Source organism: Empedobacter brevis, from assembly GCF_965118635.1.
In the GTDB taxonomy this organism is placed as follows: Bacteria; Bacteroidota; Bacteroidia; order Flavobacteriales; family Weeksellaceae; genus Empedobacter; species Empedobacter brevis_A.
This window is the reverse complement of record NZ_CBCPHV010000011.1, coordinates 61,770-73,223: the sequence shown is the minus strand read 5'-3', so window position 1 is coordinate 73,223 and position 11,454 is coordinate 61,770. Positions and strand designations below refer to the sequence as shown.

Here is an 11,454-nt window from a genome sequence, read left to right as displayed (position 1 = left end):
GAAATATAAAAATCAATATAATTATTTGAATATTCAATGTTAGGTTCATTATCTAAAAAGGTAAGATTTATTTTGGCTTTTATTTTAACCTTTGGTAATTCGCTACGTATAGATTTCAAATCATATTTCAATATCCCATTTTCAAGATTAATATATAAAAATTGATCATTTATTCTTGCTGTCAAATTATCATCAACTAATTTACCATCATATAATTTTTTCGGAATCAGATAATGAATCAATTTATTTTCTACTATTTTAGAATAATATAAAATATTATCCGACTCAACGAGATATAGATTTTCTTTCAAATGTCGGATTCGATTAATATTCTTTAATTTAGAATCCAAATTATCCTCTAAAAATAAGTTATTATTTATACCATAATGAACAAAATGTTGATCATCGATCAATACAAAAACCTCTTTATCATTAAGGATTATTTGAGGATTTATCAATCTTTTATGTTGGTAAAATACCTCTTTTCCTCTTCTATTTTTAAGATCGAATAGATATAATCCTCCATTTTTTCCAGTTCCTAAAATTTTGTTATCAGTAATAATAAAATCAATAATGGGAATAGTTATACCAGAAAATTTTATTGATTCTAGATTAGAGTTTTGTATATATTCATTGATTCCTGTAAAAGAAGATTGATATAATTTATTTCTATTTTTTATCAATTTAAAACCTCCATTCGTTGAAGAAATTTTTTTGAACTGTCCTGAATAGATATAAGTTCCCCAACTATCTGAAACATAAATTTTATCATCAATATTTGTAACATTCCATATTAGACCTTTTTCGATAACTGAATTTGTTAAATTCAATGCATTAGAATAATTATAAAATCCATGGTTTGTTCCTAATAAAATATTGTCTTTATAAAAATCAAATGTAAAAACATTTCCTAAATGACCATTGTAATCATATAAAAGTTGAGTTTTATTTTTCAATTCTATTTTAGAAATACCTTTATCTGTACCAAGCCAAGCATTCCCTTTTATATCTATCTTTATATTTTGAATAGTATTACTTATTAAACCAGAGTTTTGATTGTAATTTTTATATGAATTATTTATTAAGTCATAAACATAGATGCCGTTATTTGAAGTTCCTATGATTAATTTTCCCTCTAAACGAATCATTTTTAGAACTAAATAATTTTTTAATATTTTATTGAATTCTACATTAAATTCTTGTAAACCAGAAATCTTGTTATACTTAAAAATCCCCTTTGTTAATGTACCAATCAAATAATTATCATTATATTTTTCAATTCCATGTATTACAGTTGATTTACCTTTTTCTATTTCAAATAATGACTCAAAATATCCATTTTTAAATTCAAAAATACCTTTTGAGATTGTAGCTACTAATATTTTTCCATTAACCAAATAAACATAAGAGGAAAGCGCGGGTAGTTTATATCGTTTAACACTTTTTCCATCAAATTGAAAAAGATAATTGAAGGATTGAAAATAAATCGATTGATTATGATAAAAAATTTTCCAGATTTCTTCTTGTTCTAATCCTTTAAAAATTCTGAATTTATCAGAAATTGAAATGTATGTTTTTTTTCCATCAATCGTTTTCCAATATCCAAAATTATTTAATGCTCCTGAATACAAAACATTATTCATTGTAAAAACAGAGCGTATAATAGTTAAGTTATTTGGTGAATATTTTTCCCAAAAATTTCCATCATATTCTAAGATATTTCGATTATTTGCAAAATATACTTTTCCTTGTTCTTGATTTTCTGTAATATCCCAAATAGGGGATTCTCCCAAATATTCACTTTTTGAGTAATTTGAAATAATTGGTGAAAATGATTGAGATTTTGTGTAGGTAGAGAGAAATAGAAATAAAAATAAAAGGTTTCTCATTATTGCAATAAAAAAGACCGTAAAAACGGTCCTTAAAAATAAATGATATTTTCGAATAATGTTATTTTATTTCAACATTAAATACTTCTGCAAAATGTTTCTTTGTAAATGCTTTTATTTCATCCATATCCACTTTTTGTCCAAGCTCTCTTTCTAATGAAGCAACGGCTTTGTCTTGAATTCCACATGGAACAATGTACTCAAAATAACGCAAATCTGTATTCACATTTAGTGCAAAACCATGCATGGTTACCCAACGTGAAGCTTTAACGCCCATTGCGCAAATTTTTCGAGCAAAAGGTCGACCAACATCTAGCCAAACACCAGTTTCTCCTTGCGAACGCTCTCCTTTCAATCCATATTCACCAATAGTTTTGATAATTACTTCTTCCAAATTGCGCATATACAAATGAATATCTGGTTTGAAATTATCCAAATCCATAATCGGATAACCAACTAATTGTTGTGGACCATGATAAGTAATATCTCCACCACGATTGGTTTTCACAAAAGTTGCATTGATTTCCTTTAACTTGTCGCTCGAAGCCAACATATTCTCCAAATGTCCACTTTTACCAAGTGTATAAACATGCGGATGTTCTACAAAAAGTAAATGATTTCTAGTGTTTTTAAAATCTGTACTTCCCTCCTTTTCTTGCGCTCTGTTATATTGTTTTACGGCTATATTTTCTGCTAAAAGACTTTCTTGATAATCCCAAATTTCTTGGTAATCTCTGTTAATTCCTAAATCTTGGAATTCGACAATTTGTTTCATTTCACAATGTGTTTCGAATGTCAAATTTACGAAGGATTTGAAAAATTATCATTAATCTTCCAGCTCTACTTTAAAATTTCCTAAACTTGGATTATTAATAATCTCGTCCAAAGTATATTCTTTAATAAATGTTTTTCCGTCAGAAGTAAACATTGCATCAGGAATACTCAAAGATTTTATTTTCCTAGGAAAAGTATATTTATATTTAAACTTGATTTGTTTCAACATTCCCAAATAATTCGCTCTTTCTTGATCATTATCAAAGCTTTGTTCCTTAAAATCTTTTGAAAATTTTTCAGCATCAATTGTTTTAGAAAATGATTTTCCATCATAAGTATAAGAAGAAGTTGTCATCAATGCCAAAGGATTATCAACAAATAAAGGTTCTTCTACTGATTGTTTTGATTTTCGCTTTCTTTTCTTTTGGCTCAATTCATCTATAATTCTTTTTTCATCTTTCTCTTTTATTGTAGCGAAAGTTTCTTCAATAATTTTTGAATTTGAGTTAAATTCTTCTGCAGATTTAGATTTATTAATCATTTCTATTGCAAATTTATCTCTCAAGTCTAATCTAAATTTAAAAAAATCAATCGCAGATAAATCGTCTTGGTATAAATCGAATTTTTTAGTTTTATTTCTGACTTTTTCACCTCCTTTTTCTTGTAATAACTGAACAAATTCATAATAAGAATATTCATTATTCGAAATCTGATTCATTTGGATCTTATCATCCATATCAATAGAATTCATCATTGCTCCAATTTGTGGAATGTCTATTTTCTGCAAATAATCGAATTCTCCTTTTTCATTTACAATAACTTCTTCAGAAATCGTACAAGAAGATAATGAAACTAATATCAATAATAAAGTAAAGATTTTACTATAGGTCATGGTAAAGATTGTTAATTTTTGTTAAAAATAATTCTTTTAATTCAATAAAAAAAATTGATAAATCTCACTAATAATAATGGTTTTAGCAATTTATTAACGATTAAATAAAAATCTCTATCTTTGAAATTCTTAGAAATTGGTAGAATAAAATAATCAAATAAAAATGAAGAAACTATTCGTTAAAGGATCTATTTTAATGGCTTTGTTTGCAAACTTTAGTGTTTTTGCACAACAAGGTGGTGGAATGTGGATTCCGACAGAATTGAATGAAAAGGAAATGAAAGATATGGGATTAAAAATCTCATCAAAAGACATTTTTAGTACAGGAGATAAAAGTATCAACAATGCAGTTGCTCACTTTGGTGGAGGTTGTACTTCTGAAGTTATTTCTCCAAATGGTTTATTATTAACTAATCATCACTGTGGTTATGGAGAAATCCAAGCACATTCATCTTTAGAAAATGATTATTTAACAGATGGTTTTTGGGCAAAAGAGTTGAAAGACGAATTACCAAACAAAGGTTTAACAGCCACTTTTATTGTTGACATAAAAGATGTTACAACTGCTATTTTAGCTGGTGTAAACGATAATATGTCTGAGGAAGAACGCAACAAAATCATCAAAAAGAATATTGAAGATTTTAATGCTAAAAGTAAAACAGAATCTTATCGTTCTGTATTTATCAAACCTTTTTACAAAGGAAATAAATATTACCAATTTACAACAGAAACATATAAAGATGTTCGTTTAGTTGGTGCACCACCTTCTGCAATTGGAAAATACGGAAATGATACTGATAACTGGGTTTGGCCACGCCATACAGGAGATTTTTCGATGTTCAGAATTTATGCAGATAAGAACAACAAACCTGCAGATTATTCTCCAGAAAATGTTCCATATAAACCAAAACATTTCTTACCAATTAATATTTCTGGAATTAACGAAAACGATTTCACATTTGTTTATGGATTCCCAGGAACAACAGACGAATATTTACCTGCTTCTTCTATCGAGCAAATAAAAGATGTGATTAATCCTGCACGTATCAATGTTCGTACAATTGCTTTATCTCATATCGATAAAAAAATGCGCGAAGATAATGCAACTCGTATCGCTTATGCTTCTAAACAAGCGCGTATCTCGAATGCACATAAAAAATGGATTGGCGAAGTTTTAGGATTAAACCGTTCGAAAGCTGTAGAAAAACGTCTACAACATGAGCAAGAATTCATGAATCGAATTGCAAAAGATCCAAAATTAAAAGCGCAATATGCAAATATTATTGCTGAATTAAATCAACTTAATAAAGCAAATCAAGATTATAATTTAGCTTATACAATGTATTCTGAAACGTTTTTCTCAAACTCAGAAACATTCAGAATGGCATTAACGTTAAACAATATTTTGAATGCTGTTGGACAAGCAAATTATGCTGAAACAAAAGCAAAAGCATTGAATACAGTTGCGTCTATGCACAAGGATTATAATCCGGAATTAGACAAAACAATTTCGTCTGATTTGGCTGACAATTATTTCAAAGTTGTTCCTCAAAATTTATTACCAAATACTTCTGCAGCAAATATCAAAGCTGCTTTAGGAAATTCGGTTATTAATGGAACGAAAAAAATTAACGGACAATCTGTTTTAGGTAACATACAAACGTTAGCTGAAAACGATGCTGAATTTATCAAAGCATTACAAGAAGATGCATTAATTGCTCAAATTCGTTTAATTTTAGATGCAAATCAAACAAAAGTATCGCCTACATATTTAGCAAATCAAGATAAAATCAACAAATTGATGCGCACATATATGAAAGCGCAAATGGATGTATTTACAGATAAGAAAATATTCCCAGATGCGAATTCTACATTGCGTGTAACTTATGGAAAAGTTGATGGTTATCAACCTCGTGATGCTGTTTATTATGAGCCAGTAACGCACATGGAAGGTATAATGGAAAAATATATTCCTGGCGATTATGAATATGATTTACCAAAACAAATGTTGAGTTTATATGACAAAAAAGATTACGGAAAATATGCCGATAAAGACGGAAAATTACCAGTAAACTTTATTGCAACAAACCATACAACAGGAGGTAATTCTGGTTCTCCTGCTTTGAATGCAAAAGGTGAATTAATCGGATTAAACTTTGACCGTGTTTGGGAAGGAACAATGTCAGATTTGAATTATGATCCTGAGATTTGTCGTAACATTATGGTTGACTCTCGTTATATTTTATGGGTCGTTGATAAATATGCAAATGCACAACGATTGATTGATGAAATGACAATCGTTGACGAAAATAAAAACGTAAAGAAGAAAAAATAATATTTCTTTTACTCAGAAAGCCACGTTATTATAACGTGGCTTTTTTATTGAAATAAATCTAAAAAATGAAATAAAATTCTTAAGAAATAAAACTATATTTATGCTACCTATTAATAATTATTAAAAATAAAAAATACATCTACTTATGGAAGTCATTAAAAAATGGCCTTTTTATATCAAATTAACTTGCGTATTATTGTCAATCATTTGTTTATCATTCATTTCAATAATAGGTAAAGGAATTTTAGTTCCTTTGATATTAGGTTTCTTAATTTCGATCTTATTAGCACCTGTTTGTTCGTTTTTTGAAAGATATTTGCGTTTACCTCGTGCTGTTTCAAGTATTATTACGACTTTGCTTTTTGCAACATTTATATTGGGAATTTTCTATTTAATTGCCATACAAATGACAGAAATAGCAAATGAATGGCCAACTTTTCAAAAACAAATTATAGAAGCTTTTATGAATCTGCAAAGTTGGATTCATCATACTTTTGGTGTTAACTCGCATATGCAAATGGAGTATTTAACAAAAAATGTCAAAACAACCATAGAAACAAGTACCATTGTTATCGAGAAAGTAATTTCTATCGTTTCTTCAATGGCTGTTACAGTTTTGTTTACATTTTTATATATTGTTTTCTTATTGATTTATCGTCAGCATTTAGTGAAATTTTTATATTACGTGTTCAATACAAATACTCGCGATCAGGTTTATAATGTTATCACTTCTATTCAGAAAATGGTAAAACAGTATTTGATTGGTTTATTTCTACAAATGTTAATCGTCTCTGTTTTGTCTTTTATAGCATTTTCTATTCTTGGACTGAAATACAAATTTGTATTAGCCATTTTAACCGGAGTTTTAAATGTTATTCCTTATGTCGGAATTATTATTTCAATGATCGTGACATTAATTATCACATTTGCAACAATGTCGGCATCAAAATTATTATTTGTTTTGATTGCATTTATTGTAATTCATGCGATTGATGGAAATGTTGTTATGCCACAAATTGTTGGTTCAAAAGTAAAAATTAATTCGTTGATTGTAATCATTGGATTGGTAATTGGTGAAATGGCTTGGGGAATTATGGGAATGTTATTATCAATTCCGATACTCGCCTTGATGAAAATAGTTTTTGATAATGTGACGGATCTTAAACCTTGGGGTTATCTTTTAGGTGATGAACTGTCTACCGAAATGGATGAAGATCTGAATACATTTTTAGCTAAAAAGAAAGCCAAAAGATTAAAGTTAAAAACTAAGAAGTTGGATGAGAATGTTGAGTAATCTGATTTCTATTTTACATAATTAGATCATTAATCATCATTTCATCCATTAAAAAAGTCGATAACAATTCGTTATCGACTTTTTTATTTTTATACTTTTCAGTTTAAATCTTCTTCAAATATTTCTTTTCTAAGAAATAATACAATTTTACAAAAACAATAGAGAAAAATACTCCGATTAATGTTCCGAAAAATACATCTCCTGTAAAATGCACACCAACATATACTCTACTGTATGCAACCATCAATGCCCAAATGATTAAGACAGAAAGTAACCATTTATAATAACGTCTTAAAATGATTCCCATAAAAATTGCAATCGCCATATGATTGGAAGCATGTGCCGAAGTAAAACCATATCTACCTCTACCTTCGCAATCTATCGGACGAAATAACCCTTGAATTGATTCTGTATAACATGGACGAAAACGATGGAAATGATTTTTCAGAATATTTGTAAATTGATCTGCACATGTTATCATTAATGCCACACAAATTCCAGCCAATAAGGTTTTCTTCCAGCCTAATTTTATGTACAGCAAAATAAGAAAGATGGCATAAAGAGGAATCCAAGTTTTTTTATTCGTAACTAATAACCAAAACCAATCCCATTTTTCATTACCTAAATTATTGAAATACAAAAAAAGTTGTGCATCCCAATTAAAATAATCTTGTATCATTATCTACTTACTGATCCTCCTAAACCTAAAGCTTCGTCTACAGATTTTGGTTCAACAACTGGAAGTTCTTCTTCTATTTGTTCAACCTCTTTTTCTACAACTGGTTCTGTTGTTTGTTGCACATCTATTTCCAAATCTTGTACAGAATCTTCTGCTTTCATCGTTGGAGCATCATCTTTTAATGCAGCATTTACTGCTGTATTATCTTGATGGATTGCTTCATGTATTTCATCTACAGGATTACGAACTTCGTCAAATGATTTCTGAAAATCATCCATTGGATTTATTTTCTGAAAGGCATCCTTTACTTCGTTCATTGGATTCAACTCTTTTATCGTATTCTGAATATCTTTTGTTGGATCGACATCCTGCACAGGATTCATGATTTCTTGCTTGATATCTTCAGAAGCTTCTTTTAATTTGCGCACAGCAGTTCCCAAACCACGAGCAATTTCTGGAATTTTATCTGGTCCAAAAATTACTACAGCAACCACCATAATAATCACGACTTCTTGGAAGTCTAAAAACGCTGGGTATATTACTAAACTATTCACAAAACAAATGTATAAAATCTAAATGGAGTAAAAGAAAAAAAGCCATCAAATTTCTTTGATGACTTTCTTAAAATTTATTTAAAATTTGAATCTTATTTATTCATTTGACCTTTTTTAGTAAAGTCGTACAATAAAGGAGATGCAACGAAAATAGATGAGAATGTACCAATTACGATACCAATTAATTTCGCAAACATGAATCCTTTAATTGATTCTCCACCAAATGCAAAGATGATTAAAACGATTAAGAACGTTGATAATGACGTATTAATTGTACGTGATAATGTTTCTGATGTAGAAATATTAATGATATCGTACAAGTTGTGGTTTTTCTCAACTGTTAAGTTCTCACGAATACGATCCAAGATAATAATCGAGTCATTCATCGAATAACCAATTACAGTAAGAATCGCTGCTATAAATGCTTGGTCAATCTCCATATTGAAAGGTAAAATCCCTTTAAATAAAGAGAAAACTCCTAATACAATAATAACGTCGTGCGCTAATGCGATGATCGTTGATAATGAGAATTGCCAACGTTTGAACATCACAATTAAGTAGAAGAAAATTGCAACTAATGCTAATGTTACGGCAATGAACGAAGCTCTTGTTGTATCATCGGCAATTGTTGGTCCTACTTTTGCAGAAGACATTAAACCAATTTTTGCATTATCTTCAGAGAAATCTTTTTTAGACATATTAACTGGTAAATAAGATTTAAGACCAGTATATAATTTGTCTTTAATTTCATCATCTACATTTGTTCCGTCTTCGTCAGATTTGTATGCTGTTGTAATTTTTACTTGATTTTGTCCACCGTAAGTCTTAACCTGTGGCATCATTTTTTCGCCATCTAAAACAAATACATCACCCAAACTTTCAGAAATTTGTTGCGGATCTACATGTTTATCAAAACGAACTGTATATGTACGTCCTCCTTGGAATTCGATACCCATATCAAATCCTTTCGTAAAGATCGATACTAAAGCAATTACTGTTAAAACAATTGAAATCGCATAAGAGATTTTTCTTGTTTTTAATAAGTCAACTTTGATATTTTGTAACCAATGCGCTGTAAATGAAGTATAGAAAGGAACTGATTTTCCTTTTGCTAAACGACCTTCTACAAAGTAACGTGTGATAAAAATCGCTGTAAATGTTGATGTAAAAATACCAATCATAAACGTTGTAGCGAAACCAACAACAGGACCTTTACCAAAGAAGAATAAAATTAATGCTGTGATAAATGATGTTGAGTTGGCATCAATAATTGCAGAGAAAGCACCTTTCCAAGAATACGCGAAATCTACTGCTTGACGTAATGATTTTCCTTTTCTTAATTCTTCTTTTACACGTTCATAAATCAAGATATTAGCATCCATTCCTGTTACTAATGTCAAGATAATCCCGGCAATACCTGGTAAAGACAATGTAGCTTTAAGAGATACTAAGAATCCTAATAAGAATAATAAGTTAATGATTAATGCAACGTTAGCATAGATACCTGCACGGCTGTAGTAAAATACCATCCAGATTAATACCAATGCGAATGCACAACCAAAAGCGATTAACGAACTGTTGATTGCCTCTTGTCCTAATGATGGACCTACAACCTCAGCCGAAACAATTTTAGATGAAGCTGGTAAAGAACCTGCTTGTAAAATATTTGCTAAATCTTTTGCTTCGTCAATTGTAAAGTTTCCAGAAATAACAGAATTACCTCCTGTAATTTGGTTACTAATATTTGGAGCAGAATAAACCATGTTATCTAACACAATTGCTACACCTTGACCTGGTTGTCCAGGACCTGCAGGTTTTAACTCGTCTGTAATACGAGACCATTCTTGTGCACCAACTTGGTTCATTTGCATTGTAACAACAGGCTCATTTGTAAGCGAACCAGGGTTACGTTCACCAGCAGCAGAAACTACTTTGTCACCTTCGATTAATGGATCTTGCGTTCCATTTTTACCTTTTAAAACATAAAATTCTAATAATTTAGGTGCAGATTTATCATTTGTCTGTTTTCCTAAATTCATTGGCTTATTCGCCCAAGAATATTTATATCCTCTAATATTTGCTGGTAATCCTGGTACAAAACCTTTGTCTTGCATCACACGGTTTACAACAGCTGTATCTTTTACATTAACAACAAAACTAGCATTAGAACCTGCTGGTTGCATTACTTCTGCTAAAGATTTGATCGTTTCTCCTTTTTCGTTTTTTACGTTATACTTTTCTGTATTAAGCGTAGAAAAATATTGTAAAACTGTAGGATCTTGACGAACAACTTGCCAGAACTCTAATTTTGCTGTCGATTGTAATAATTTTTTTACACGATCTGTGTCAGAAACACCTGGTAATTCTACCAAGATACGTCCATCACCTTTATCACCTAAACGTTGAACAACAGGTTCAACAACACCAAATTGGTCGATACGAGATTTAATTACATCATATGCTGTTGCAACTTTAGCTTCGATATCTTTACGGATTACTTCTTTTACCTGATCGTCTGAAGCGTTGTATGCAATTTTGTCTGCGTTGTTTTTGTTCCCAAACAAATCTGCAGCTGCATATTTTGTTCCTCCCTTTATTTTATCAAATTCTTGAAAAAATAATTCTACATAAGGTACGTTACCGTTTGTTTTTTGAGCTTTATCAGTAGCATCCAAAGCTGTTGCCAACATTGGGTTTTGACTTTTCGCTGATAAATTCTCTAATAAATCTCTTTCAGAAACTTGTAAGATTACGTTGATACCACCTTTCAAATCTAATCCTAAATTGATTTCATTGTTTTTGGCATACGCATAATCGTACTTAATAATTCCTAAATCAAGAGGATGCTGAGCCAAGCTATCTAAAATTCTTGGTTCGTCTTCTGGCTTACTCGCCAAACGCGCCGCCTCATGCTCCACTTTATTTGTGTACCAAGTATAACTTAGTTGTCTGATACACAAGAGACTTAAAATAATTGCAAATGCTGCAATGAGCCATCTTCCTCGCATAATGTTTAATTGATAAATAAATTTTGACG

8 protein-coding genes are annotated in these 11,454 nt (G+C 30.1%); 2 read left to right on the top strand and 6 right to left on the bottom strand.

Annotated elements, in window-relative coordinates; translation table 11 throughout:
* From ACMHJW_RS12545 to ACMHJW_RS12535, 3 genes are all read right to left on the bottom strand, one after another.
* The coding region (locus tag ACMHJW_RS12545) for a hypothetical protein (protein ID WP_413533759.1) at positions 1-1,889 on the bottom strand (1,889 nt) is incomplete at its 3' end.
* A gap of 61 nt (positions 1,890-1,950) precedes the next feature.
* Entirely contained in the window at positions 1,951-2,664 is a 714-nt protein-coding gene (gene lipB / locus ACMHJW_RS12540) for a lipoyl(octanoyl) transferase LipB (protein WP_413533758.1), read from the bottom strand.
* 51 nt (positions 2,665-2,715) lie between these two features.
* Positions 2,716-3,555, bottom strand: coding sequence for a hypothetical protein (locus tag ACMHJW_RS12535; protein WP_413533757.1), 840 nt, complete (start codon positions 3,553-3,555; stop codon positions 2,716-2,718).
* 163 nt (positions 3,556-3,718) lie between these two features.
* Here ACMHJW_RS12535 and ACMHJW_RS12530 point away from each other — a divergent pair, with 163 nt between their 5' ends.
* Both ACMHJW_RS12530 and ACMHJW_RS12525 read left to right on the top strand, forming a co-directional pair.
* Positions 3,719-5,890, top strand: coding sequence for a S46 family peptidase (locus tag ACMHJW_RS12530; RefSeq protein ID WP_413533756.1), 2,172 nt, complete (start codon positions 3,719-3,721; stop codon positions 5,888-5,890).
* A 145-nt stretch (positions 5,891-6,035) separates the two neighbouring features.
* Positions 6,036-7,184: an AI-2E family transporter gene (locus tag ACMHJW_RS12525; RefSeq protein WP_413533755.1), complete on the top strand. Its 1,149-nt coding sequence runs from the start codon at positions 6,036-6,038 to the stop codon at positions 7,182-7,184.
* 103 nt (positions 7,185-7,287) lie between these two features.
* Here the strand turns inward: ACMHJW_RS12525 and ACMHJW_RS12520 are convergent, their stop codons facing one another.
* The 3 genes from ACMHJW_RS12520 to secD form a co-directional block, all read right to left on the bottom strand.
* Positions 7,288-7,863 carry a phosphatase PAP2 family protein gene (locus tag ACMHJW_RS12520; RefSeq protein WP_413533754.1) on the bottom strand — a complete coding sequence of 192 codons (576 nt, stop codon included), beginning with the start codon at positions 7,861-7,863 and terminating at the stop codon, positions 7,288-7,290.
* Positions 7,863-8,417 (bottom strand): twin-arginine translocase TatA/TatE family subunit, encoded by a 555-nt coding sequence (locus ACMHJW_RS12515; RefSeq protein WP_413533753.1) that lies wholly within the window; start codon positions 8,415-8,417, stop codon positions 7,863-7,865. Before ACMHJW_RS12515 ends, ACMHJW_RS12520 begins: the two co-directional genes overlap by 1 nt.
* 92 nt (positions 8,418-8,509) lie before the next feature.
* On the bottom strand, positions 8,510-11,425 hold the full coding sequence (gene secD, locus ACMHJW_RS12510) for a protein translocase subunit SecD (protein WP_413533752.1): 2,916 nt from the start codon (positions 11,423-11,425) through the stop codon (positions 8,510-8,512).
* Between the last annotated feature and the right edge of the window lie 29 nt (positions 11,426-11,454).